The organism is Bacillus sp. SIMBA_031 (genome assembly GCF_046535225.1).
GTDB classification, from domain to species: Bacteria; Bacillota; Bacilli; order Bacillales; family Bacillaceae; genus Bacillus; species Bacillus velezensis.
This window is the reverse complement of the sequence record NZ_JAWRXC010000002.1, coordinates 459,853-484,837: the sequence shown is the minus strand read 5'-3', so window position 1 is coordinate 484,837 and position 24,985 is coordinate 459,853. Positions and strand designations below refer to the sequence as shown.

26 protein-coding genes and 3 pseudogenes are annotated in these 24,985 nt (G+C 45.9%); 17 read left to right on the top strand and 12 right to left on the bottom strand.

The annotated features are described in order from the left end of the window. Positions 1-29: 29 nt before the first annotated feature. The 3 genes from SB724_RS09305 to SB724_RS09295 form a co-directional block, all read right to left on the bottom strand. Positions 30-353 carry an AzlD domain-containing protein gene (locus SB724_RS09305; RefSeq protein ID WP_007408767.1) on the bottom strand — a complete coding sequence of 108 codons (324 nt, stop codon included), beginning with the start codon at positions 351-353 and terminating at the stop codon, positions 30-32. Beyond that, positions 350-1,081 (bottom strand): AzlC family ABC transporter permease, encoded by a 732-nt coding sequence (locus SB724_RS09300; RefSeq protein WP_007613144.1) that lies wholly within the window; start codon positions 1,079-1,081, stop codon positions 350-352. Before SB724_RS09300 ends, SB724_RS09305 begins: the two co-directional genes overlap by 4 nt. Before the next feature lie 72 nt (positions 1,082-1,153). Continuing rightward, positions 1,154-1,960, bottom strand: a complete 807-nt coding sequence (locus SB724_RS09295) for a TrmB family transcriptional regulator (RefSeq protein WP_044801551.1) — start codon at positions 1,958-1,960, stop codon at positions 1,154-1,156. A 222-nt stretch (positions 1,961-2,182) separates the two neighbouring features. Here SB724_RS09295 and SB724_RS09290 point away from each other — a divergent pair, with 222 nt between their 5' ends. The 4 genes and pseudogenes from SB724_RS09290 (at position 2,183) to SB724_RS09275 (ending at position 4,499) form a co-directional block, all read left to right on the top strand. Further along, on the top strand, positions 2,183-3,052 hold the full coding sequence (locus SB724_RS09290; protein WP_410570864.1) for a cation diffusion facilitator family transporter: 870 nt from the start codon (positions 2,183-2,185) through the stop codon (positions 3,050-3,052). Between the two features lie 171 nt (positions 3,053-3,223). Then, positions 3,224-3,274 (top strand): annotated as a pseudogene (locus tag SB724_RS09285) (hypothetical protein); the annotation flags it as partial. Between the two features lie 47 nt (positions 3,275-3,321). Further along, on the top strand, positions 3,322-3,567 hold the full coding sequence (locus SB724_RS09280) for a hypothetical protein (RefSeq protein WP_410570862.1): 246 nt from the start codon (positions 3,322-3,324) through the stop codon (positions 3,565-3,567). A 179-nt stretch (positions 3,568-3,746) separates the two neighbouring features. Further along, the gene (locus tag SB724_RS09275; RefSeq protein WP_044801552.1) at positions 3,747-4,499 is read left to right on the top strand and encodes an SGNH/GDSL hydrolase family protein; all 753 of its coding nucleotides are present in this window, start codon (positions 3,747-3,749) and stop codon (positions 4,497-4,499) included. Between the two features lie 15 nt (positions 4,500-4,514). On the opposite strand, the gene SB724_RS09270 is transcribed toward SB724_RS09275, so the two are convergent. From SB724_RS09270 to SB724_RS09255, 4 genes are all read right to left on the bottom strand, one after another. Continuing rightward, entirely contained in the window at positions 4,515-4,643 is a 129-nt protein-coding gene (locus SB724_RS09270) for a hypothetical protein (RefSeq protein WP_007408761.1), read from the bottom strand. A gap of 143 nt (positions 4,644-4,786) precedes the next feature. Continuing rightward, a complete protein-coding gene (locus SB724_RS09265; protein ID WP_007408760.1) occupies positions 4,787-5,296 on the bottom strand; it encodes a type 1 glutamine amidotransferase domain-containing protein in 510 nt (169 codons plus the stop codon). 169 nt (positions 5,297-5,465) lie between these two features. Further along, positions 5,466-5,693, bottom strand: coding sequence for a hypothetical protein (locus SB724_RS09260; protein WP_007613133.1), 228 nt, complete (start codon positions 5,691-5,693; stop codon positions 5,466-5,468). A gap of 5 nt (positions 5,694-5,698) precedes the next feature. After that, a complete protein-coding gene (locus SB724_RS09255) occupies positions 5,699-5,770 on the bottom strand; it encodes an SWIM zinc finger family protein (protein ID WP_141137932.1) in 72 nt (23 codons plus the stop codon). 151 nt (positions 5,771-5,921) lie between these two features. On the opposite strand from SB724_RS09255, the gene hmpA reads away from it, so the two are divergent. The 5 genes and pseudogenes from hmpA to SB724_RS09230 all read left to right on the top strand — a co-directional run bounded on the left by hmpA (position 5,922) and on the right by SB724_RS09230 (position 9,032). Continuing rightward, positions 5,922-7,112, top strand: a complete 1,191-nt coding sequence (gene hmpA / locus SB724_RS09250) for an NO-inducible flavohemoprotein (RefSeq protein WP_032873653.1) — start codon at positions 5,922-5,924, stop codon at positions 7,110-7,112. A gap of 358 nt (positions 7,113-7,470) precedes the next feature. Continuing rightward, positions 7,471-7,870, top strand: a pseudogene (locus tag SB724_RS09245) (peptidoglycan-binding domain-containing protein); the annotation flags it as partial. Positions 7,871-8,160: 290 nt separating this feature from the next. Then, positions 8,161-8,394 carry a hypothetical protein gene (locus SB724_RS09240; RefSeq protein WP_061581289.1) on the top strand — a complete coding sequence of 78 codons (234 nt, stop codon included), beginning with the start codon at positions 8,161-8,163 and terminating at the stop codon, positions 8,392-8,394. Position 8,395: 1 nt separating this feature from the next. After that, positions 8,396-8,677, top strand: a complete 282-nt coding sequence (locus tag SB724_RS09235; RefSeq protein ID WP_061581288.1) for a hypothetical protein — start codon at positions 8,396-8,398, stop codon at positions 8,675-8,677. Positions 8,678-8,918: 241 nt separating this feature from the next. Further along, complete coding sequence (locus SB724_RS09230) at positions 8,919-9,032, top strand: response regulator aspartate phosphatase (RefSeq protein WP_235600199.1); 114 nt, start codon at positions 8,919-8,921, stop codon at positions 9,030-9,032. Between the two features lie 67 nt (positions 9,033-9,099). Here the strand turns inward: SB724_RS09230 and SB724_RS09225 are convergent, their stop codons facing one another. Together SB724_RS09225 and rpsD are read right to left on the bottom strand one after the other, a co-directional pair. Beyond that, entirely contained in the window at positions 9,100-10,470 is a 1,371-nt protein-coding gene (locus SB724_RS09225) for an aldehyde dehydrogenase (RefSeq protein WP_410570858.1), read from the bottom strand. Between the two features lie 253 nt (positions 10,471-10,723). Next, positions 10,724-11,326, bottom strand: a complete 603-nt coding sequence (rpsD, locus tag SB724_RS09220; RefSeq protein WP_003152406.1) for a 30S ribosomal protein S4 — start codon at positions 11,324-11,326, stop codon at positions 10,724-10,726. 290 nt (positions 11,327-11,616) lie between these two features. Here rpsD and SB724_RS09215 point away from each other — a divergent pair, with 290 nt between their 5' ends. Then, entirely contained in the window at positions 11,617-13,365 is a 1,749-nt protein-coding gene (locus tag SB724_RS09215) for a sensor domain-containing diguanylate cyclase (RefSeq protein WP_285979151.1), read from the top strand. Positions 13,366-13,399: 34 nt separating this feature from the next. Here the strand turns inward: SB724_RS09215 and SB724_RS09210 are convergent, their stop codons facing one another. Further along, positions 13,400-13,882 (bottom strand): GAF domain-containing protein, encoded by a 483-nt coding sequence (locus SB724_RS09210; protein ID WP_007408037.1) that lies wholly within the window; start codon positions 13,880-13,882, stop codon positions 13,400-13,402. Between the two features lie 125 nt (positions 13,883-14,007). Here SB724_RS09210 and refZ point away from each other — a divergent pair, with 125 nt between their 5' ends. Then, positions 14,008-14,631, top strand: coding sequence for a forespore capture DNA-binding protein RefZ (gene refZ, locus SB724_RS09205; protein ID WP_007408038.1), 624 nt, complete (start codon positions 14,008-14,010; stop codon positions 14,629-14,631). Here the strand turns inward: refZ and hisJ are convergent. Continuing rightward, complete coding sequence (gene hisJ / locus SB724_RS09200; protein ID WP_410570855.1) at positions 14,621-15,433, bottom strand: histidinol-phosphatase HisJ; 813 nt, start codon at positions 15,431-15,433, stop codon at positions 14,621-14,623. The two genes, refZ and hisJ, sit on opposite strands and share 11 nt — an antisense overlap. A 195-nt stretch (positions 15,434-15,628) precedes the next feature. Between hisJ and ezrA the strand changes: the two genes are divergently transcribed. Next, complete coding sequence (gene ezrA, locus SB724_RS09195) at positions 15,629-17,320, top strand: septation ring formation regulator EzrA (protein WP_082998833.1); 1,692 nt, start codon at positions 15,629-15,631, stop codon at positions 17,318-17,320. A 113-nt stretch (positions 17,321-17,433) separates the two neighbouring features. Here ezrA and brnQ read toward each other — a convergent pair whose 3' ends face one another. Then, complete coding sequence (brnQ, locus tag SB724_RS09190; protein WP_410570853.1) at positions 17,434-18,774, bottom strand: branched-chain amino acid transport system II carrier protein; 1,341 nt, start codon at positions 18,772-18,774, stop codon at positions 17,434-17,436. Positions 18,775-18,967: 193 nt separating this feature from the next. On the opposite strand from brnQ, the gene SB724_RS09185 reads away from it, so the two are divergent. The 5 genes and pseudogenes from SB724_RS09185 (at position 18,968) to SB724_RS09165 (ending at position 24,977) form a co-directional block, all read left to right on the top strand. Next, positions 18,968-20,113: a cysteine desulfurase family protein gene (locus SB724_RS09185; protein ID WP_342018649.1), complete on the top strand. Its 1,146-nt coding sequence runs from the start codon at positions 18,968-18,970 to the stop codon at positions 20,111-20,113. A gap of 3 nt (positions 20,114-20,116) precedes the next feature. Then, positions 20,117-21,322: a tRNA uracil 4-sulfurtransferase ThiI gene (gene thiI, locus SB724_RS09180; RefSeq protein WP_410570850.1), complete on the top strand. Its 1,206-nt coding sequence runs from the start codon at positions 20,117-20,119 to the stop codon at positions 21,320-21,322. A gap of 80 nt (positions 21,323-21,402) precedes the next feature. After that, a complete protein-coding gene (locus SB724_RS09175) occupies positions 21,403-21,624 on the top strand; it encodes an alpha/beta-type small acid-soluble spore protein (protein ID WP_007408043.1) in 222 nt (73 codons plus the stop codon). Positions 21,625-21,772: 148 nt separating this feature from the next. Then, complete coding sequence (gene mbcS / locus SB724_RS09170; protein WP_012118182.1) at positions 21,773-23,359, top strand: acyl-CoA synthetase MbcS; 1,587 nt, start codon at positions 21,773-21,775, stop codon at positions 23,357-23,359. A gap of 23 nt (positions 23,360-23,382) precedes the next feature. After that, a pseudogene (locus SB724_RS09165) lies at positions 23,383-24,977 on the top strand (amidohydrolase). Positions 24,978-24,985 lie beyond the last annotated feature (8 nt).

The window sequence follows — 24,985 nt, the reverse complement described above, 5'->3', positions numbered from 1 at the left end:
CCATTCTGTGGATTGGAGGCTTTTGTTTGTCACCATATCAGCCTGACGGCGGCCATCAGCACGACTCCTGTGATGACCGTGATGGATAAGCTTTTTGTCCGCATCGCGCAAAGCAATGTCGGGATGAGAACGATCATGGCTTTCCAATCAAAGGTCAAAGCGCTGTTTGTTTTCACAATCATGCTTTCCGTTACCAGAGCCGTCAAAATACAAAGCGGAATAAAGGAGAGCCATTTTAAAGCCAACTCAGGCATCTGAATGTTCCGGACAAATATAAACGGAACAATGCGCGGCACGAGCGTAACAATCATGCAGCCGAGTATAATCCAGATCATTTGTGTGCTGATGCTCATTTGTCCGTCACCACCCCGATCGTTGCCACAATCACGGTTGAGGCGATAACCGCGATGTGTGACGGGACGAAATACGATAACAAGACCATAAAAATGATCATATAGAGAATTAAGGAGAGGCTGTGCTTCAGCTTTTCCGAAGCGGACGACTGCAATTGCAGCACAAGCAGCGCCGCAAACATAGCGGGCAAAGCAAAGTCCAGGCCGAGCGCGTAAGGATCAGATATCCATTGTCCGAGAAGCCCGCCCATCACGCAGGAAATAACCCAGCACATGTAAGCGGTTATATTGAGGCCGTTCATCCACTTATCGTATAACCTGCCGTTCTGAGCCGCTTTGTTCACCGCTACCCCGAAAGATTCGTCAGTAAGCAAAGCCCCGAAGCCGATATTTTTCAGCAAAGAGTATTTCGTGAAATAAGGCGCGATGGTCAGGCTCAGCAGAAGGTGCCGCAGATTGACGATAAACGTCGTTAAAATAATGGCGGAAATCGGACTCCCGGAAACAAGGAGTGAGCAAATAATAAATTGGGCGGCGCCGGCATAGACACACAAGGATAACAAACAAATTTCAAGAATGCTTAGATGAGAGGCAACGCCAACGATGCCGAAAGCAAAACCGATGCTCATATAGCCCAGCAGCGTAGGCACACAATCCCGCACCCCCTGTAAAAACGTATCGTTCATTTCCCGGGAAACGGCGGTTTTTTGCACTTCTGTGTTAATCATTTTTTATACTCCTTTCATAGAGATTATAATGATAACGACTAATGAAAAAATCAAAGAAAATACGGTTCACATTTAAATGAACCGATTTCCGGTGACGACATGAAATAACGAATGGTTTTGTTTCATCAGGCCTTCAACTTTCTCAGCCCCTACTTCTTTCACAAGCTCCGCGAACATCAGATCGTGCCTCATATATTCCATGGCCACGAGAACGAGAGCGGGATCTTCTGATTTAATGGCCCAGGCATTCGTCTGCGGAGAAAAATTGGCGATTAAGACTTCTTTATTATCGCGGGCAGCTATCGTTAATCTCCCGCCCATCCGTTTCTCCGCCACTTCAGGAGACATATTATGATGTGTCGTATTTCCGAGCTTCACTTCCGGAGGGCCGAACACAATCGAAAAGACGGGCAATTGTTCGGCGGCCCGTTTGTTAGCGGCTTCTTGAATAAAGGGAATCTGCTGTTCCCAGACAGACAGCCACAACTCTTCCTCGGCTTTTTCAATCATATCCTTCATCTCATTGATGACATGATCATTCGTGCTGATGCGGCGGATAACATTCATCTCCTGCTCGCTTTCCAGCGCCAATAACTTTTCCTCAAGGTAGCCGAATGAGCTCTCGAAATCGTGCCGGAGCCGGTCGATTAATTCTTTTCCGGCCAGCGGGGCATATGTAACCGGATCAGACGGCACAATATGGACAGCGCCTTTATCAACTAATTTCCCCAATACCTCATAGATCATTGAGCGGGGAACGCCTGACCTTTTGCTGATTTCATATCCGGTAACAGGCGAGTGTTTCAACAAGCCGATATATGCTTTACATTCATATTGAGAAAATCCAAATTTCTGTAATTCTTTCAGAACATCCTCCATAAGCATCCTCCGTAGTGGTTATTCATGAAACTACTATAATGTAAGCGGTTATATCTTGTCAATGGGACTTGAGTGCTGAAAGAAAGGTGCCTCTGTTTTGTCGCTTTCCAACTTAGTTTATGGTGAGTTACATGTATGGCTTTTGTGAAAAACGTTGCCGTAGACCCACACGAATGCCGTTTGATACGATAAATTCAAGAAGTTAAAAAGAGGAGGATCACGGTGGAAAACACCTCTAAAATCGCTTTTTTATCGGTTATAAGCAATTCCCTGGTCGTCATGCTCAAAATAGTGGTGGGGATAATAACCGGATCTGTCGCGATACTTTCTGAAGCCATTCATTCTTTTTTGGATTTGATCGCCGCCTTCATTGCCTTTATCTCCGTCAGGATTTCAAAAAAGCCGGCTGATACAGGGCATCCGTACGGTCATGGAAAAGTCGAGAATCTGTCGGGGACTATCGAGACGATTCTGATTTTTGCGGCAGGGATTTGGATGATATATGAATGCGTTCAAAAACTGGTCAACCCCGCGCCGGTTCATCTGCCTCTATTGGGAATTGTTGTGATGCTTGCGGGGGCTCTCATTAATTTGATCGTTTCGAAGTTCGTAAAAAGAGAAGCCGAAAAGGTTAATTCCGTGGCAATGAAATCAAATGCCCTGCATTTACTGACTGACGTGTACACATCATTAGGCGTAGCGGCAAGCCTTTTGGTCGTTACCGTAACGGAGTGGTACATACTTGATCCCATTATAGGTATGGTGCTGGCGGTGTATATCATATATGAAGCGTTTAAGTTAATGAAAGAAGCATTCCCGCCGCTGATTGATACCCGTTTGTCGGAAGAGGAAGAAAAAACAATTTTAAAGATTATTGAAACATTTCAACAGGAATTTATTGAAATTCACGATTTTCGTACAAGACGCTCCGGCCCGCAGGAGTATATTGATTTTCACCTGGTCGTAGCCTCTCACGTGACGATTAAAGACGTGCACGACCTGTGTGACCGCATTGAAAGAGATATTACGAATGAATTCAAACAAGCACAGGTAATGATTCACCCCGAGCCGGAGAGCGAGAGGAAGAAATAAACCGATCTTATGTTTGCGTTTGTTCCCGGCAAAATGCCTGCAAAAGGCCCGTTCCCACGGGTCTTTTTGTTGTATAAATGACTATTTCTCGCTCATATGAGAGAGAAGCTTATACACGTGAGGGGTTCATTTCATACGTTATGTTGTAAAGAAAAAGGGAGGTGAACAGAATTGAACGCTATTTCTGTTAAAGAAATTGAACATGGAGTTGCCGTTGCGGAAAGAGAAGGTTTAGGGGAGTATTTATACCAAGAACCGGTTTCTAAAAAATGTTCGCGCCGTTCCCGCAGCAGAAAACGGACACACCGTTCTCGCAGCAGAAGACGGACGCATCATCGGACACACCGTTCCCGCAGCAGAAGACGGACGCATCATCGGACACACCGTTCCCGCAGCAGAAGACGGACGCATCACCGGACACACCGTTCCCGCAGCAGAAGACGGACGCATCGCCGGACACACCGTTCCCGCAGCAGACGGTCTCATCAAAAACGTACCCGCAAACGCTGTTTTAAATGCTGACTGCAGACTCTATTACAAGTAACGGAGATCTGCTATAATGGCAAGAGAACTGCATAAAAGATCCGGTATCATCATCTGCGGACACTGAACTGACAACATGGCGCTGTTTGTTCGTGTCCGTTTTTCATGTCAACAAAGATGCCGGAGGATAAAAAGGAAGGGATGACGCCGAATGAAGCTGAATGAGGATTTTTATAACTCTGAAGGAAAGACAGTCTCTTTGCCAAACATAAGCAGCAAGCTTTTGCATATCACGGACAGCGGGCATATCAGCGTTGACTTCATCAGTATAAGCAGGCTGCGGAAGGCTTCAAAAATCGCGATCTTAGGTGACAGCGTCGCCCGGGGGCTGCGTGCGGAATACGGCTTTGGTGACATTCTGAAAGATCGGACAAACGCTGAAATAACCAATCTGTCTGTCAGCGGCGTTAATATGAGCAACAACGGAAGCGATAACATTTATCAGCAGGCGCTTAAAACAAAGGGACATGATGTCATCATTGTCCAGGGAACAGATGATGATTGGTGCAACCACATTCCCATCGGCACAGATGAAAAGGATATCACCACATTTTACGGAGGCTTCTGCCAAGTGATCCAGCAGCTGCGGAGCGGAAATAAAGGCGCGAGCATCATTGTGGTGACCCCAACGAGACAAGCAAAAATATCAAAAGGAAAAATCGTCCGCCGTGATACTGATAAAAATAAACTGGGTCTGAAGCTGGCTGACTATGTGAAAGCCCAAAAAGAAGCCTGCACACTCCTCTCTGTACCGTATGCCGACCTGTTTGATACAGATCTCATCGACCCGTATAATCCCGCTTTCCGCAGCATGTGCATGTCAGAAGGTCTTCATCCGAACGAGAAAGGGCATCAAATCATATTTCAGGAAATCTGCCGGAATTATTATTACTATTATGGGTAACACAGCGCTAACAGATTATTTTCGGCTTTGCTTTTCTAAAAGCTCAATTATTCTTTGAGATGCGTGTTTTTGCGCTCTCAAAAGCGAGACGATATTACCGGTAAAACCGATTAAAATGATAAGCAGCAAAATGATCATCCACATAAGTGAACCTCCTGTCGGGTTTTAAAACATTCTCTCTTTATTTTACTTATTATGGATGGGCGGGAGAATAGGTCTAAACGAACGGTGTTTCTTTAAGAGTCCATAAAAAATGCACAGACTGAACGGGTCTGTGCTTTTTTCTCTTATTTCAGCAGGTTCAATGATTCACGATTAAAGGCTTCCAAATCGTCAGGTGTTCTGCTCGTTACGATGTTATGGCTCACGACGACTTCTTCATCTTTATAATGTGCGCCGGCATTGATTAAGTCTTTGCGGATGCTGCGGAATCCCGTGATATCTTTTCCTTTAAGAAGGTCGGTATCAATCAGCAGCTGCGGGCCGTGGCAGATGGCGAAAACGGGTTTCTGATTTTCCACGAATGCTTTAGTGAATTCACCCGGGCGGTCATCTCCGCGCAGAAGATCCGGTGAAAAGCCTCCGGGAATCAATAACGCATCGAATTCCTTGGCGTCTGCGTCTGAGATCGCTTGATCGATCTTTACTTTCTCACCGTGCTTGCCCGTCACTTCTTTCCCTGCTTCCAAATCTATTGTCACCACACTGTGGCCCGCTTCTTTAAATGCTTCCGCCGGGCTTGTATATTCAATATCCTCAAATTGATCTGTCATCAGAACTGCGATTTTTTTGCTCATACATCAAGCCTCCTGTGAATTTGTATATGACAAGAATATCAGGCAGATTCCCGCCTCACAACGTATTTGCTTATGAAAAAAGACCCCTCTGAAAAAGAGGAGCCAAAAGGTACGGAGGTCTGCTGAAACTTACGTGTTTAACCTGAGATAAGGCAAGAAATCGAACCAATTACTTTTTGTGTCTTTTTTTATTCTTTTTACACCCGCATTTCCCCGGATCTCCCGGATCAATGACTTCGTGAATTGTTTCTTCCTGATAAACGTGGCGGGGAACATAACGGATATGCTCTCTGTTAATGTGTTTGATGGGATGGACGTAAACCACTTCTTTGTCAGTATACTTGTCAGTCACAATATACTTAGGGTCACAGTAATACACTTTCGATTTTTTACCCATTCATCTCACCTCCCGTACTTTATTAAATGCTGACAAGGAGGATTTTGCATCGGACAAGTACACCATGGCAAGTCCACAATTTTTCATATGCAATTTCGATTTTTCCTGAATCCGCCTCAAATTGGAATGGCTAACCCTTTTTGAGCGGGGAAATCTATAAAAAAGAATTCAAAAACGATTCTTTTCTCAGGTCAATCGAGATGCATACATCTTTAGGGGGATTTCAGAATGCTCGATGAAAAAACGATTGAAATCATTAAAAGCACAGTGCCGGTCTTAGAAGAGCATGGTGAAGAAATCACAGGCCGGTTTTATGACCTGCTGTTTCAGCATCACCCTGAGCTGCTGAATATCTTTAATCAGACGAATCAAAAGAAAAAAACACAGCGTACGGCCTTATCGAATGCTGTGATTGCGGCCGCAGCCAATATTGACAGGCTGGAAAACATCGTTCCCGTCGTCAAACAAATCAGCCATAAACACCGGAGTATAGGTGTTAAGCCCGAGCATTACCCAATCGTTGGAAAGTACTTGTTAATCGCGATAAAGGATGTGCTAAAAGACGGAGCTGCTCCTGAGGTCATTCAGGCGTGGGAAAAAGCATACGGCGTTATTGCAGACGCTTTTATCGGAATTGAGAAGGACATGTATGAACAAGCGGAAACGCAAAAAGGCGGCTGGAAAGACTATAAGGCGTTTACAATTGATAAAAAGGTAAAAGAAAGCAAAGAGATAACGTCGTTTTATTTAAAACCGGAAGACGGACAAGTTCTCCCCGAATTCAAAGCGGGACAGTATATCAGTGTAAAAGTATACATTCCGGACACGGGCTATACGCATATCCGCCAATACAGCTTATCCGACGTGTCCGGTAAGGATTATTACCGGATTTCCGTGAAAAAAGAAGGGGTTGTTTCCTCATATCTGCATGACCAATTACACGAAAAGGATTCAATTGAGATCAGCGCTCCGGCCGGGGATTTCGTATTAGATCCTGATTCCAAAAAGAATCTCGTTCTCATCAGTGCCGGTGTCGGAATTACTCCGATGATCAGCATGTTAAAGACGGTTGCCAAAACCCAGCCGCAGCGAAACGTTCTCTTTATCCATGCGGCAAGGAGCGGAGAGTATCATGCGTTGCGGCATGAAGCTGAAGAAGCCGCGGAACACTCATCCGTTGACACCCTCTTTATTTACAGCGAGCCGTCCGAACAAGACCGTTCAGAAAACATTCGTTTTCGGGAAGGCCGGATTGACAAACAGCTGTTAGAAGAAGTGATGACAGATAAAGATGCTGATTTTTACCTGTGCGGATCACCGTCGTTCATTAAAGAAATGAAAAAGCTGATTTCTGAATTCAATACACCGCCGGAATCCATTCACTATGAATTATTCGAACCGCAGCTGAGTATGGTGTGATTGAAGAAGGAAGGGCGATGATCTTTTAATGTATGAAGCACCCGGATTGGGTGCTTTTTATATTATATCGGCCCCGTTTGGGGAGTGGGTATTTTCTTCCTTGAAAAAGCAGTTCCTGAAATGCCATTCCATCCTTGGAAATATTGCTTTTACCAGTAAACGGGGTTCTCGGCTCTGCTGATCTCGGAACTTTTGACCGCACAGGCGTTTACAGTTAACGAAATATGGTCAAAGGTCAGAAAAAATGAAACATGAATTTGCTTAAAAAAGATTATTGATTATCTGCAGTAATTTCAGGAACAGCTATTGGCCCTTCCGTTTTATCTTTAAGACCCGCGTTAAAAAGCGAATGGCCGACACGATTGTAATATATCAACTCGTTTCAACTGTGAACGGGTGGGGATATATTGAGTACACCAATTCAAAAGGCCAGACATTTCACGGATACGTGAAAATGTTTTATATAAAGAGTGATAATGAGCTGAAAAGCAGCGGAAAAAAGAACGCTGCCGTAAAGCCCAAAACAAAGTTTCAAAGTCACAAACCCATTAATCAGGGGCGCAGCCGTAAAATAAATACATGACAGCGTTGGCGGCTCTTTATTTTTATCCGGACAAAAGGAGTATCAGTGGGATTGATAGCACATATGGGCTAAAACATCAAATGCAGTCAAACGATTACAGTCCATGTATGGGTTGACCCCTGATGGTATTTACGGGCAGGAAACTAGATATAAAATCCTGCAATTATTGAGATAAGTAGTTGTTTATACCTTCCGGTGGTCAAGTGGGTAAAACTAAATGATCAGGGGTGAAAAAAGCTTTACTGGTTAATTTGAACCGAAGTATGGTGCTGGGGTTTTTTTGAAAACCAGAGTTTGATATGGTTTTTTAAAAGAAGAAATGTATTTTGAAATTTAAGATTTTTGGTTCAGTAATGTCTATCGCAATTGCATCTAGTTTAACCTTGCCGTCATTTGCTTCGGCTGAAACTTTCTCAGCCCCTAAAAGTTTCTAAGGAGTGTTCACAACCATTATCAGAGGGAGAGGTGACCGATAAATACGGGAAACCTATTGAATTAAAAGATACGGATACTGATATGAAAATTGCCTTAGAGATTGCAAAATCTGATTTAGAAGAAAAGGCAGTAGTTAATAAAGAGGGTTTTGCTGAAAACTTTTACAAGAATGCAAAAGATGCAAATGTTAGCGAAAAAGCTTTCGAGGAATTTAATGCATCATTGGAAAATTTAAATAAAGGTGTAAAAAAACGGTCAATATAAATTGGGTAGTAATATATCTGATATAAAAGTTTCTGGAGCAGAAGATAGTGATGTTTCTGCTCAAGCATCATGGTTCATCTCTCATTCTAAATCTGCAAAAGCCCAAAAATTAATTTTGGCGGGTGCAGGAGTTTCTTTGCTTGCTTCTGAATTAGGTGTTCCGGTTCTCGTGGCTTCTGGTTTAGCTGCACTAGCAGCCGGAGCTGGCCTATGTGATTGGAATGACAAGGGTTTTTATTTGATCTATGCTGCTAACCTTTTCACTTGTGTGCCAGCGTTTTAAAAATTAAAAGAGTTCAGGGTGGGCTAAATGCATAAAATTATTAATTACATCTTGGTAGGCTTGTTATTGGTGTATATCATAGTTTCCTTTTCTTTGGATTTTAGTAACAATGATATTCCATATATTTTTGTTGCTCTGATTCTCATCATTGTTTCCTTTATCTTTGAGAAGAGAAAGTCATATAAAAATTGAATTTTTCAAATAGAAAGGCCTTTCCTAGACGGAAGGGCCTTTTAGTCATATGAGTAAACTGGCCTCTAAAAATGTTGCAAATATATTAAATGATTGGTATATCGCGATAAAACAACAAGACGCTGAGTCTGCTGAGAAATATTTTGAAGAGATCAAAAGATGAAATGGAAGACGAACCGATTAATTGGTGTATAGAGGATTTATAAAAAGCGCAGATACTCTGCGCTTTTTTATTTAAGTATTTTCCTAATCATTCGCAGCCCGTTTTTGGAAGAAGGATAACGGAAAGCGAAGTCGAAGCGGTTCGTTTGTTTGACGACGCTTTTTTTGTGCGTAAACGTGTTAAAGCTGTCAAATCCGTGATAGCTGCCGATGCCGCTTTCCCCGACGCCGCCGAATGGCAAATACGGTGTTGCGACGTGCATTAACGTATCATTGACACAGCCGCCGCCAAACGACAGATTCTCTAAAACAGTGCGCTCAGTTTCTTTGTTTGTTGTGAAGACATAAAGAGCGAGCGGCTTTGGGCGCGATTGGACTTTCTCAATGACTTCCCCGATATCACGGTATGTAAACAGCGGAAGAATTGGCCCGAAAATCTCCTCCTGCATCACTGGAGAGTCATCCCTCACTTGTTCGAGAATGGTCGGCGCAATTTTATGATGAGCGGGATCAGATTGTCCGCCTGTGAGCGGGATGCCATCATTCAGAAAGCTGAGCAGCCGCTGATAGTGGCGTTCACTGACGATTTTGCCGTACTGCGGATTTTGTTCAGGCTGAGGGCCATAAAATTCACTGATCACACGCTTCATTTCTTCTGTGAGCTTCGTTTTGATATCTTGGTGGACAAATAAATAATCCGGTGCGATGCAGGTTTGCCCTGCATTTGTAAATTTCCCGAAGACAATGCGTTTGGCGGCAAGCTGTATATCAGCATCCTTATGGACAATGCAGGGACTTTTGCCGCCGAGCTCCAAGGTAACGGGAATTAATTGTTTGGCGGCGGCCTCCATGACGATTTTTCCCACGGCAACGCTTCCAGTGAAGAAAATATAGTCAAAGGGCTGCTGTAATAACACAGTGCTGACGTCGGGCCCGCCCTCCGCCATAGCGACATAGTCACTCGGAAAAACGCTGCTGATAAGTTTGGAAAGAACAGCGGAAACCGCCGGCGTATATTCTGACGGTTTAAGAACGACTGTGTTTCCGGACGCAATGGCTCCAATCAAGGGTGAAAGCGCCAGCTGCAAGGGATAATTCCAAGGTGCAATCACCAAAACGGTTCCATATGGCTCAGGGATAATGATGCTTTTCGAGCCTAGGTGAGTCAGAGGCGTTTTGACTCGTTTCGGTTTGATCCATTTTCCCAGCCGCTTCATCACAAAACTGATTTCCTCCAGTACAATTCCGATTTCTGTTGTGTACGACTCCTGTTCGGATTTGTGGAGATCCTGATAGAGAGCGGCTGTTATATCGGCTTCTTGTGTTTTGATGGCTTGTTTCAGCTTTTGCAGCATGTTCAGTCTCGATTCTAGCTGTCTCGTATGCCCCGCCGCAAAATAGGCTTTGTGCTTGCTGACGATAGAGGGGATGCTGTTCATTTCGTCTCTCCTTTTTGTAAGGTATGGTGATTTATTATGTGGAAAATTTCTTCTGCTTGTCAAATGGGGGTTTCTAATGTACATATAGCTGAAAAGCCAGTAGGCACATAAAAAAAGCCCCGGACAGGGGCTTTTTTTAATAAAGAGAGGGAGCATCTGTCCATTATTCGACAGCCCAAAAGAAAAACCCCGGAAACATTGTTATCACAACATGTCCGGGGTTTAATCCAATGCTCTTTAAAGAGCGTTTTACTTAACGGGAGTAGAACTCAACGATAAGCGCTTCGTTAATTTCCGGAGCAAGCTCAGAGCGCTCTGGAAGACGAGTGAATGTACCTTCAAGCTTTTCAGCGTCGAAAGTAAGGTACTCAGGAACGAAGTTGTTTACTTCTACAGATTCTTTGATGATAGAAAGGTTTCTTGATTTTTCGCGAACACCGATTGTTTGACCAGGTTTTACTTGGTAAGACGGAATGTCAACGCGGCTTCCGTCAACAAGGATGTGACCGTGGTTAACTAATTGGCGAGCTTGACGGCGAGTGCGCGCAAGACCGAGCTTGTACACAACGTTATCAAGACGTGCATCTAAAAGAATCATGAAGTTTTCGCCGTGTTTACCAGTCATTTTTGCAGCTTTGTCAAACAATGTGCGGAATTGACGTTCGTTTACACCGTACATGTGACGAAGTTTTTGCTTTTCTTGCAATTGCAAACCGTATTCTGATAGTTTTTTACGCTGTCCCGGACCGTGGGGGCCTGGTGCGTAAGGGCGTTTTTCTAATTCTTTACCTGTACCGCTAAGAGAGATTCCTAAACGGCGAGACAGTTTCCAAGATGGACCTGTATAGCGAGCCATAATGTGACTCCTCCTTTGGTTTTATTTTGTGGAAAATAAAAACCGTCTGTTCGATCCGACCGTGCACATTTTGTTTTCATGTATCCTCGCTCCAGCAGCAGAGAGTTACACGATACACCTTACAGCTAAGGAACAAAATGCAAACACAGAAGCTGAACAAAAAGGCTGCAATATTTCACACAAAGAACATTATATGATTTTTCCCCGCCGCCGTCAACCATTTCTCCATGAAGAGTGCCGGTTTATGATATAATGTACAAAAATGAGTAGTACATGTTTAGGTGATAAAAATGAAAAAACAAACAATTGATGAAGTGACGGCCTTTCATCAGAAAATGCTTTCTTTTTTCTTAACGAAATCTGAATCCGTCTCATTATCCGACTCGCTGTTATGGCTGGCCTCAGCTCTAGAATCCTGCTTTACATCTCTTTCATTGACCCTTTCACCGGCAGAATCAACACGTTTCACCATAAAAACAGAAGATGAACCGCATTATGCTCCGCTGAAAGAGAGTGACGGCCGTTTTATGATCAGGAATCAGACGTCCGGCAGATCCTTTTATCTGCGCTCGGAAGTCGGGCTGCCGATCCCGGAATCATTGCCTGAGATCGTTACTCAGTTTATTAATCAATCTGTGAGACAAAGCGGGCTGTTTGACAAAACGAAGCATCAGCGGAAAATTCACAGAATGACAGAAATGTTCCATTCGCTTTTGGACCAAAATGAGGTTTTGGAAAAACTGCAGGCAAGTTTGAGTACGGCTTTCCGGTCTTTCCGTTTTTCACTGTTTATCACGCAGGATCAGGATACGGACAGACAGCTTCCCGCAAAAGAATTACATATGGACGGAAAAGATGCCGATCCGTCTGCCCAGAAGGTTTATTTATCGGGGAGACTGCTCAGAAAAGGCAGGTCATCTGCTTACCTGCCGATCAAAGGCCAGCAGGGGACTTACGGGGTTCTGAAGACGGAGGGGCTGCAGGATGCCGTTCTTTCGTGCAGTACTCTCAGTGAAATGCTGCTGCTTGCGGGCGCAGCGGGAAAAGCATTTGAAAATGCGCAGCTCTATGAGCAATCGAAAAAAAGCATTGCGAATCTGGAGCTCATTAATGAAACATCGCGCCAGCTGAATCAGCGCCTCAGACTCACTGATACGATGCGGGAGCTCGCCGCCATTATGACCCAATCGTTTCATGCGGAAGAAGTGGCTTTTTTTCATATTGATCATTTTGAGACGCAAAATCTGCTTCCGGGACATACCGCTTTTTTTAAGACAGAACGTGCGAACCCCTATATCAGCATTGTGAAAGAAAAGCTCTTCGAGGGAGAAAAGGGCGTGTTTATCGGCAGCGGAAAGACTGTATTCGGCGAAAACGGTTTCGGCTCGCTGATGGCGGTGCCGATGATCGAAAATGACACCGTCTTCGGGTTCGCGATTTTATTGAAAAAGGATTTGTATGCTTTTACGTTTGAAATGTATAAGCTTTTTCAAGCGCTCATTCACCATGCGACATTGGCGGTTACGAACTCCATGCTGCGCGACAGGCTTGAGCATCTTGTTCAGACAGACCAGCTGACGGAGCTGTATTCAAGAACCTATTTGGATGAGAAAATTCAATACAGCATGAAAATTCATAAACGGGGTGTATTCATCCTCGTTGATATCGATAATTTCAAAAAGATTAATGATACATACGGTCATCAAACGGGAGATTCGATCCTGATTCAGGTGGCCTCCGTTATGAAGAACCATATTCGTGAGCATGATGTCGCTGCGAGGTGGGGAGGCGAGGAATTGGCTGTTTATCTGCCGAATATCAATGTGTCATCCGGAGAACGCATCGCTAAAAGGCTGGTTCGCGCCATCCGGGAAAATACCGAGCCGCGCGTGACGATTTCCTGCGGCGTTTCCTGCTGGTCAAAGACCGGCCCGATGCCGTTGAAATTGCTCGTTCAGCAAGCGGATGAGGCGCTTTATATCGCCAAACGGAACGGCAAAAACCGGCTGATCATCCATCAAAACAGCACGACGACATAAAAAAGGAGCCGGCCTGCCGGCCGGGCTCCTTTTTTTATCCTAATCGTTTTTCAAGCGTTTCAACAAACTTTGCTAAATAGGTTTCGTCCGTTTCATCAAAACGGTTTTTCACGGGGCTGTCAATGTCCAGCACACCGATCACTTCACCGTTTACGCGGATCGGGAGGACAATTTCTGACTGGGAAGCCGCGTCACAGGCGATATGTCCCGGGAACGCATTCACATCGGCAATCCGCTGCACGTCGCCATTAGAGTAGGCAGTGCCGCATACGCCTCTGCCGAACGGAATGCGCACACAGGCAGGAAGTCCTTGAAACGGTCCGAGCACGAGCTCGCCCTCTTTAGCGAAGTAAAACCCCGCCCAGTTGACTTCATGTAATGAATGGTATAAAAGCGCTGACGCATTCGCGTAATTTGCGATCGCATCCGTTTCATCTTCTGTCATGGCTTCGAGCTGTTTAAGCAGAAGCTGATAACTTTTTTCTTTATCTCCGGATTGTTTTTCGACATGAAACATGGAAAACCCTCACTTTTTCTATAATATCAAACAAAGTTCCGGCCGTTCTGCCGGCATTTGTCGAGAAGTTCTTACAGGAACGGCGCCTTTCTGCTTGAATTGTTACACATAAAGGGGTGAGCCGTATGAAAGTAAGCACCAAAGACAAAATTATTAACGCCGCTGTCCAGCTGTTTAACCAAAAAGGTTATTCCGGCACGTCCGTCCGTGAAATCGCAAAGTCAGCTGATGTAAATGTTGCGCACATCTCCTACTATTTTAAAGGGAAAGGCGGATTAATGGAACATTTAGTTTCCGAGTTTTACGAAGGCTATACTGAAGCGCTGGAAAAAGCCGCCGTCAGTATGAACGGTGAAGACGCGCAGGAACGCATCCTGCGGGTGATTTTCGATATTTTATCCTATCAGCACGATAACCGTCAATTAACGCGGTTTGTGTACCGGGAAGTGACGATTGATTCCGTGCTTATCAGGGAAATTATGTCTACTTACTTAATGAAAGAAAAATATATTTTCCAGCTGGTGATTGAAGAAGGGCAGTCACGCCACAGACGGCTGACGCTGCCCGTGCCGCATTTTATTCTGCAATTGAAATCCCTCTTGATGATGCCGTATCTTCAGCCCCAATACATTACGGAGGTGCTCTATATGCAGCCTCATGAACCGTACTTTTATAAAAGGTATTTTGAAGAGGTGAAGATCTGGATCGAAAGCGTGTTCCGACGGCCTGATGCGGCGCTTATGAAGTAATGATGCTTTTGTACGTTTCGTAGGAACTGCCGACATCTTCCGCTTGATGGGCGTCCGACCCGAATATGAGCGGGATTTTTTTTTGCTTCGCCGTCTCAGCCATCCAATCCTCCATGTATACTTCCCCGGCAAATTTCTTTCTGAGCCCGGATGTATTCACATCCAGCTCCATTCCGTGTTCTTTCACGGCGTCAAGACAGCGGACCGCAAGCTCTCTTATTTGAGGTGACATGCTGTAAGGGAAAAGGCGCGCAAATTTTTTGACGAGCGTGATATGGCCGACCCGTTTTGGCTTAAAGGGGCCGAGCGGTGTTACAATGGAAGAATACACAGTTTCATAGTATTGTTCATATACGGCTTCAACGCTTCCGAAGCGGTCGGCAAGCTGCTGAAAGGCGTGCTCGTCAAAATCCAGACATATATAAGACGGACCGGTCTTCAAAAAATGAACGGATAAAATGCCGTCATCCAGTGAGGGGCCGTACGTGTTCAGAAACGCCGCGGTTTCCTCTTCATACCCTGTGATAAAATCGGTTTCTAGCCCGGTCAGAATGCTGATTTGTCCATCGTATTCCTTTTTCAGGTTTGACAGCCACTCCAAATAAACCTCCATCTGTCTGAGATCCATCGCGCTGTCCTGAAGCGGTACGGGATCTTGAAATGACGGAGGAAGGGGGGCGTGCTCTGTAAATGTGATCGAGTCAAAGCCTCTTTCCAGGGCCTTTTCGACATATTGTTTCAGCGCATCCTTCGAGCCGTGAGGGCAAAAAGGCGTGTGGATATGAGCGTCTCGTTTTTCCATTTGTGTCACTCCATTAAAAAATTGCAGAATCCTGCCGAAATTATGCAAAAAGTTTTTGATTTCTGGTCAAAAAATGTTGGTTACATGGTATCATAATAACAATGAAAACGACAGATTTTCTCAATACATATATTGAAATCTTTCTGAATACATAAAACACCCTGACAGATTAAGAGAACAACAAGGGGGCTCATTATGGAGTTAGTCATCGGATTATTGGTTATACTGCTCGCGCTCTTTGCGGCGGGCTACTTTTTCAGGAAAAAAATTTATACGGAAATTGACCGGCTGGAGTCATGGAAGATTGAAATTTTAAACCGTTCGATAGTGGAAGAAATGTCCAAGATCAAACATCTGAAAATGACCGGAGAGACGGAAGAGTTCTTTGAAAGATGGCGCGAAGAGTGGGATGAAATTGTCACAGCCCATCTGCCGAAAGTAGAAGAGCTCCTTTATGATGCCGAAGAGAACGCCGACAAATACCGGTTTAAAAAAGCGAATCAGGTGCTTGTCCACATCGACGACCTTCTCACTGCAGCCGAATCAAATATAGAAGGCATACTGCGTGAGATCAGCGACCTTGTGACGAGCGAGGAAAAAAGCCGCGGAGAGATTGAACAGGTGCGTGAGCGGTATTCAAAAGCGCGAAAAAACCTTCTGGCGTACAGCCATCTCTACGGAGAGCTTTATAACAGCCTGGAGACGGATCTCGACGAAATCTGGAGCGGCATAAAAGAGTTCGAAGAAGAGACGGAAAGCGGCAATTACATCAAAGCGAGAAAAGTGCTGCTTGAACAGGACCGCAGACTGGATCAGCTTCAGACATACATAGATGACGTTCCGAAACTGCTTGCGGACTGTAAACAGACCGTGCCGAACCAAATTGCCAAGCTGAAAGACGGCTACCGGGAAATGACGGAAAAAGGCTACAAATTGGAGCATATTCAAATCGAAAAAGAGCTGGATACACTCACAAATCAATTGAAACGGGCCGAAAACGCGCTTTTGGAAGAATTGGATGTTGACGAAGCGTCCGCCATTCTTCAGCTGATTGATGAAACCATTCAATCGATGTATGACCAGCTGGAAGGCGAAGTGGAAGCCGGACAGTCCGTATTAAGCAAAATGCCTGAGCTGATCATCGCGTATGAGAAGCTTGAGGAAGAAAAAGACCGCACAAAAACCGAAACGGAGCTCGTCAAGGAAAGCTATCAGCTGACGGCGGGTGAAATCGGCAGACAGCATGCCTTCGAAAAACAGCTGGAAACGATCGGCCGGCTCCTTGAGCAGGCGAGAGAAAAGCTTGATGGTGAGCATGTCGCTTACTCTCTATTGATTGAAGAAGTCGAGGCCATCGAAAAGCAGATGGAAGAGGCTCAGAAAGAACATGCCGAATACCGTGAAAATCTGCAGGCGCTCAGAAAAGAAGAACTGCAGGCGCGGGAAACGCTGATGCATCTTCGGAAAACCATTTCTGACACGGCCCGAATGCTGCAAAAAAGCAACGTGCCGGGAATTCCTGAACAAGTCAAGGACAAGCTCGAGACGGCAAATCATCATATAGAAGAAACCGTCAGCCAATTGGAAGTGCTGCCGCTGAACATGGAGGAAGCCGCCAAACATCTGACCGAAGCCGAAAAGGCGGTTGAGGAAGTCAGCGAAGAGGCGGAAGATCTTGTGATTCAGGTGAAGCTGATTGAGCGGATCATCCAGTACGGCAACCGCTTCCGAAGCCAGAATCATATTTTATCCGAACAGCTGAAAGAAGCGGAACGGCTGTTTTACGCTTACAGCTATAATGAAGCTTATGAGATGGCGGCAGATGCTGTTGAAAAAGCAGCTCCCGGCGCCGTGAAAAAAATTAAAGCTGATCAATCTGCTTCATAGACGCATAAGCAAAAACTGCACCCTGATGGAAATCAGAGGTGCAGTTTTTTAGTTTCTCACGGAATATAAAAAGCGCCTGCGGCTGATATACGTCAAGCCGCAAGCGCTGAATGTTACGATTTTGCTTTATTTAATTCGATGGGCGGGCTGGTAAAAAACGTGATGATGCAGCCGATGATCGCTCCGGCAATGCCCGGAAGCACCCAGCCGATTCCCATGCTGTAAAGCGGAAGATTTGCGTTTAAGAATGAATCTAATGATCCGAGCGGAATGCCTGCTGCCTTCAAACCGTCCAAGATACTGAACAGCCCTGTTCCGATCAGGCAGGCGATATAGACTTCCTGTCTTTCCTTAAAGATTTTATCAATAAAGGAAAGGACGATAATGACAATCGCCAGCGGGTAAATCGCTGATAAAATAGGAACTGAAAATGCAATAATCTCAGCAAGTCCGAAATTTGAAATCGCCAGACTGAACAGCGTGACAATCGTAACCACCATTTTGTATGATAAAGCGGGAATCAATTTTGAAAAATATTCGCCGCAAGATGTGACAAGCCCGATGCTTGTCGTTAAACACGCAACGGTGATGGCAGAGCCGAGAACGATGTTTCCCAGTGAACCGAACAGGTAATCTGATGAAGCTGATAAAATCTTTGCGCCTTCGCCGAGCGGCCCCACAGCGTCCGTGCTTGTCGCTCCCAAATAGGCCAAAGATAAATAAATGAATGTCAAACCTGCCGCTGCAATCAGACCCGCTTTAATACAAGCGGCCGCGAGCGCTTTACGCTGGGTGACGCCCCTGCTTTTAACAGCGTTGACGACAACGACGCCGAAGACGATTGAGGCGAGCGCGTCCATTGTTTTATAGCCTTCCAAAAATCCTTTGAACACCGGCATTCCGGAATATGCCTGATGTACGGCGCCCAGTCCGCCCATCGGAGTGACAATGGCTTTTACGACGATGATTAGAATAATACCGAATTTAATAGGAGTCAAAATCTTTCCGACTCTGTCAACGATTTTGGAAGGATTAAGAGCTAAATAATACGTAATAGCAAAAAAGATCAACGTGAAAACAAATAAAGATAATCTTTCCGGAATGCCGCTTAAAAACGGAACTGCACCGATTTCATATGAAACGGTTCCGGTTCTCGGAATCGCGAAAAGCGGCCCGATTGATAAATAAAGCACAACGGTGAAAATAGTCCCGAATACCGGATGAGCTTTATCGGCAAGCCCTTTTGCGTCTTTGCCCGTTAATGCGATGGCGATAATACCCAAAAGCGGCAGACCTACGCCGGTCAGTAAGAAACCGCCCATCGCTTTCCAGACATTATGCCCCGCAGCTTGCCCGAGCTCCGGCGGATATATCATATTTCCTGCCCCGAAAAAAAGTGCGAAAAGCATGAAACCGATAATAACGGTATCTTTGACAGGTAGTGAGTGTTTCATAAAAATCCTCCTAAATACTATGTTTAAATATTCTGTCAATTAATTGTCAGATAATATAACAAAACGAACATTACTTATTATATGGCAATGTACAGAGAAGTCAATACTCGATTTATTGCGAATTTATATTTACTTTTGTTATGGTAGCATAAATATCATACGATGTACCGTTTTCATTAAAGGAGTAAAAAAAATGATATATTTAGACAACAGCTCAACGACCGAGCCGTATGAAGAGGTTTTGGAAGTGTATAAACAGACGAGCAGCCGTTATTTCGGCAATCCTTCGTCCCTGCACCAGTTAGGAACTGAGACGGAACAGCTCCTTGAAGCGGCCGCTCAGCAAATAAAAAAAACCTTGCGTTTAAAAAATTATGATATTGTATTTACATCAGGCGCGACTGAAGCGAATAACGCGGCGTTAAAGGGAGCAGCCTGGGCAAACATGAGTAAAGGAAGACATATCATTGCTTCGGCGATTGAGCATCCTTCTGTGACGGAGACGCTTGATCAGCTGACAGAGCTGTTCGGCTTTGAAGTCACATATCTTCCGGCCGATCAAAACGGCTTCGTTTCTTTGAAAGACGTCAAATCGGCTATCAGGCCGGATACGATAATCGTCAGCGTCATGCATGTCAATAACGAAGTCGGCTCCATTCAGCCCGTAAAGGAAATCGGCGGGTTTTTGAAGCAGCACCGGAATATTCTGTTTCATGTTGATCATGTGCAGGGCATTCATAAAGTTCCTCTGTCTATAGAAGAAGCGGGCATTGACCTTTGCACCGTTTCAGGGCATAAGTTTCACGGCTTAAAAGGAACCGGAGCGCTTATCGTCAAAAAAGGAACGCGGCTCATTCCGCTTATAACGGGCGGCTCGCAGCAAAAAGGCGTCCGCGCCGGAACAGAACACACGGCAGGCGCCGTTTCCCTTGCGAAAGCGATCAATCTTTCCGCGCGTGACATGAACGAGCGGCTTTCTTCCATGGAGGCTGCCAAGAATGCGCTCATGGAAAGGCTGAGCGGGACGGACGGGGTCGTCATCAATACTCCCGCCGAAAACAGCGCGCCGCATATCATTAATTTTTCCGTTCCGGGCGTGAAGGCGGAAGTGCTGCTGCACATGCTTGAGGAAAAAGGAATATATGTCTCCACAACCGCGGCATGTTCGGCAAGAGAGCACAAACCGAGCCGTGTTCTTCTGAAAATGAATAAAGGCGAACAGATTGCATCAAGCAGCATCAGAGTCAGCCTGAACTTCAGCCATACGGCTGACATCACGGAGCCGTTTATGGCCGTGCTGGCGCCGGCTGTTCAAAAACTAAAAAAAATGATGAGGTAGCATATGAATTACGATCATATTTTAATCCGTTTTGGTGAAATATCCACAAAAGGAAAAAACAGACGCAGTTTTATTGAAAGATTAAAACAGAATATCCGCCTGGTATTAAAGGATTATAAAAAAGTAAAATACTTTTCAAACCGGGACCGGTTGTCAATTACACTTAATGGAGAAAATCCGAAGGAAATTTGTTCCTTATTAAAGAATATATTCGGCATTCAAAGCTTTAGTCTCGCAATTAAATGCGAAAGCAAGCTGGAAGACATTAAAAAAACGGCTTTAGCCGCGATAGAAGGCGAATATAAACCGGGGAATACGTTTAAGGTCGAGACGAAACGGGCTTACAAACAGTTTGAATTAGATACGAATGCGATGAACGCTGAAATCGGCGGCCATATTTTGAAAAACACGGATGGATTAACCGTCGATGTGAAACATCCCGATATTCCGCTTCGGATTGAAATCAGGGAGGAAGCGACATTCCTGACCATTCGTAACGAAAAAGGCGCCGGAGGCCTTCCTGTCGGTTCCGCGGGTAAAGCGATGCTGATGCTTTCCGGCGGTTTTGACAGTCCGGTCGCCGGTTTTTACGCGATGAAACGGGGATTATCTGTTGAAGCCGTACATTTCTTCAGTCCGCCGTATACGAGTGAACGGGCAAAGCGGAAAGTCATGGATCTCGCGGGATGCCTCGCAAAGTTCGGCGGCAGTATGACACTTCATATCGTGCCGTTTACAAAGACGCAGGAACTCATCCAAAAACAAATCCCGGAGAACTATACGATGACGGCGACGCGGCGTCTTATGCTGCAAATCGCGGACAGAATCAGAGAAGAACGAAAAGCGCTCGCGATCATTACGGGAGAAAGCCTCGGGCAGGTAGCGAGCCAGACGCTTGAAAGCATGTATGCGATCAATGCCGTGACGGCAACGCCGGTTTTGCGCCCTTTAATCGGAATGGACAAAACAGAAATCATCGAGAAATCAAAAGAAATCGGCACTTATGAAACAAGCATTCAGCCGTTTGAGGACTGCTGCACCATCTTTACGCCGCCAAGTCCGAAAACACGCCCGAAAAAAGAAAAAATCGAGCACTTCGAAAGCTTCGTTGATTTTGAACCGCTGATTGCAGAGGCCGCTGCCGGCATCGAAACCATCACTGTTTACTCAGAGCAGGAAGCTCACGATAAGTTTGCCGGCCTGTTTTAAAACTGTATACAATTACCAAAGTTTTTTTGAATGAAGACATGTGTTTTATCACATTCTATACTCACAAGGAGGTGATACACATGTCACAACAATCAAACAGCGGAAACAGCAACCAGCTTTTAGTGCCAGGCGCTGCTCAAGCTATCGACCAAATGAAGTATGAAATCGCTTCTGAATTCGGTGTAAACCTTGGACCGGAAACAACTTCTCGCGCTAACGGTTCTGTCGGTGGAGAAATCACAAAACGTCTTGTCTCTTTTGCTCAGCAAAGCATGGGCGGAAGCAGCCAGCAGCAGTTTTAATCACAACTTCACATAATGGCTAAGAGAGCGGGGAATTCCCCGCTCTTTTTTCATGAGTATAGATAGAAGGCGGGAAGCAATTTATGCATATTTTTATTGTAATGGCCTATGTTTATGTATAATGGGGAAAGAAAGTGAGGAGTTGTTCGTGTTAAAACGAGAAGATTTAATCGCCCCAAAGAACTATAACCTTGTAAATGAAATCGAAAAGTTCAGCCGTTCCAAAGAGAAGAACGCGCTTATATGGGAAGATCAAACAGGCGGCAAGAAAGTCTGGACGTATGAAAAATTGATGGAAGAAACGAATAAAATCGGAGCCCGTCTGAAAGGTCTCGGATTTGAAAAAGGCGATAAGCTGATTGTCATGGTTCCGAGAGTGCTTGAAGCGTATGCCGTTTATTTAGCGATCTTAAAAGCGGGGATGGTCGTCATTCCTTGCTCGGAAATGCTGCGCGCCAAAGACCTTGAATACCGGATCAAACACGCCGAAGTGAAAGGCGCTATCGTTTATCCTTCATTTATAAACGCGTTTGACGAGGTGAATACCGAGCAGCTGGTGACATTGTCAATCGGTGAAAACAATGTCGGCTGGAAAAACCTCCTAACGATTGAAGCGGACGGAGACAGTTTTCAAACAGCTGATACAACAAGAGAAGACATGGCGTTTTTGTCCTATACTTCAGGCACGACCGGCCAGCCTAAAGGCGTTGTACATACACACGGCTGGGCCTTTGCCCATTTAAAAACATCAGCCGGTGCATGGCTGGATATTTCTGAAGACGATACAGTGTGGGCCACCGCGGCGCCCGGCTGGCAGAAATGGGTGTGGAGCCCGCTGCTCGCAATTCTGGGAAGCGGCGCGACAGGAGTCATTTATCACGGCAGATTCAACGCCAAGACGTATTTAGAGCTGCTGGAGCGCCATCAAGTAAATGTCTTCTGCTGTACCCCGACGGAATACCGCCTGATGGCAAAAGTGGAGGAGTTGGACAAATATGATCTTTCTGCCCTTCACAGCGCAGTTTCTGCGGGTGAGCCATTAAACCGGGAAGTCATTGACGTATTCCGGAAGCATTTCGGCATTAAAGTGAGAGACGGATACGGCCAAACGGAGAGCACCCTGTTAGTCGGCGTCCTGAAGGACATGGATATTAAGCCGGGAAGCATGGGCAAACCGACCCCTGGAAATCAAGTGGAGATTATAAACGATAAAGGCGAAATATGCGAAACTGGCGAAACGGGCGATATCGCCGTGCATTTGAGCACACCGGCCTTATTCAAGGAATATTATAAAGATCCTGAAAGAACGAAAAAGCAGATTCGCGGAGATTACTTTCTTACAGGAGACCGCGCGAAAAAAGACGAGGACGGCTACTTTTGGTTTGAGAGCCGCAATGATGACATCATCGTCAGCTCCGGATATACAATCGGGCCTTTTGAAGTAGAGGACGCGCTCGTGAAGCATCCGGAAGTGAAAGAATGTGCCGTCGTGGCGAGCCCGGATGAAATCAGAGGTTCAATCGTAAAAGCTTATGTCGTTTTACAAGACGATGAAAAGCGCAGTGACGAACTTGTCAAGGAACTGCAAAACCACGTAAAAACGATTACGGCGCCTTACAAATATCCGAGAGAAATTGAGTTTGTCGAAAGCCTGCCGAAAACGGCGTCCGCAAAAATCAGACGTGTGGAGCTGAGACAGCGTGAAGAACGGCTGAAGGCTGATAAAAAAGCATAATACAGGATAAAGGGTGAGCGGGGATGAAAGCGATTTGGCACGGCGGCACCATCTATACAATGCTGGACAAGAATCATGTCACTAAAGCCGTTTATACCGAAGAAGGCGTCGTCAGGCAGACGGGCAGCTTCCGGGAGCTCCAAGGAACATACGGTTCGCCTGATACAGAGGAAATCGATTTACATGGAGCTGTCATGTTCCCGGGATTTACGGACAGTCATATGCATTTAATCGGACACGGGGAAAAACAGCTTCGCCTCGATTTGTCGCAGCTGACGTCAAAAGAAGCGATATTGCGGGCCGCAAAAGAAGCAGAGCGTGAATTGGAAGATGGCGAATGGCTGATCGGCGAAGGCTGGGATGAAAATCTGTTTGAACGGCCGGTTTACGTCACGAAGCATGACCTTGACCCGCTCTTTCCCGACCGCCCCGTCCTGCTGAAGCGGGTATGCCGGCACGCCGCGGCGGTTAATTCGGCCGCATTGCGCGCGGCGGGAATTACAACCGAAACACCTGATCCAAACGGCGGGATTATCGTCCGGGACGGAACCGGTCCGACAGGCCTCCTGCTGGATAAAGCCCAAGAGCTTGTGACACAGGCCCTGCCGCCCGTCTACTTCACTATGTCAAACGCGCGCTTCAAACGGCGATTACGGACTGCTGGTCAAAAGGCCTGACCGGCGGGCATTCAGAAGATCTGGCATACTACGGAGACGCGTCCGTTCCCGTTGCCGCGTACGAGTCATTAACCGGCAGCGGCCTTTATCCTTTTCGCGCCCATCTGCTCGTTCATCACGAAGCCGTCGACAGCTGGAGCGCTCTGGACAAAACGACCGGACCTTATCTGGAATACGGAGCGATGAAAATCTTCGCAGACGGCGCGCTCGGCGGCAGAACCGCTCTATTGAAAAAGCCTTATCACGATGATCCGTCAGTTTCCGGCGTTCAGGTGCATGATGACGAAACCCTTGCCGCTCTTGTTTATAAAGCGAGAGAGAAAGGGATGGAGATCGCCGTGCACGCGATTGGCGACCTTGCATTTGAAAAGGTGCTGGATGTTATCGAAAGATACCCGGCAAAGCCCGGACAGCTAGACAGGCTCATTCATGCGCAAGTATTAGATGACGGATTGATTGAAAGAGCCGCCCGGCTGCCGATCGGACTTGATCTTCAGCCGCATTTTGTGGCCAGTGATTTTCCGTGGGTGATTGACAGGCTCGGAGAAGAGCGGATGAAAACGGCTTTCGCCTGGAAAACACTGCTGTCAAAAGGGCTGCTGTGCGCCGGAGGTTCAGATGCCCCGATAGAACCGGCCGATCCGCTTCTGGGCATTCAATCGGCTGTGCTCCGTACGAGCAAGCAGCACCCGGAAGGGCCGGCCTATTATGAAAAAGAGTGCCTGACCGTGTACGAAGCCATTCAGCTTTACACGGAGGGAAGCGCGGCCATCATCCATAAAGAACATAGCCGCGGACGGATCGCCCCCGGCTATGATGCCGACTTTACCGTACTCAGCGGTGATCCGTTCAGAACGGACCCGAAAAAGCTTCATGAATTGGAAGCTGTCAAAACCGTCGTCGGCGGCCGTATCGTATATGAAAAAGAGGACAGGCAGTGATGCCCGTC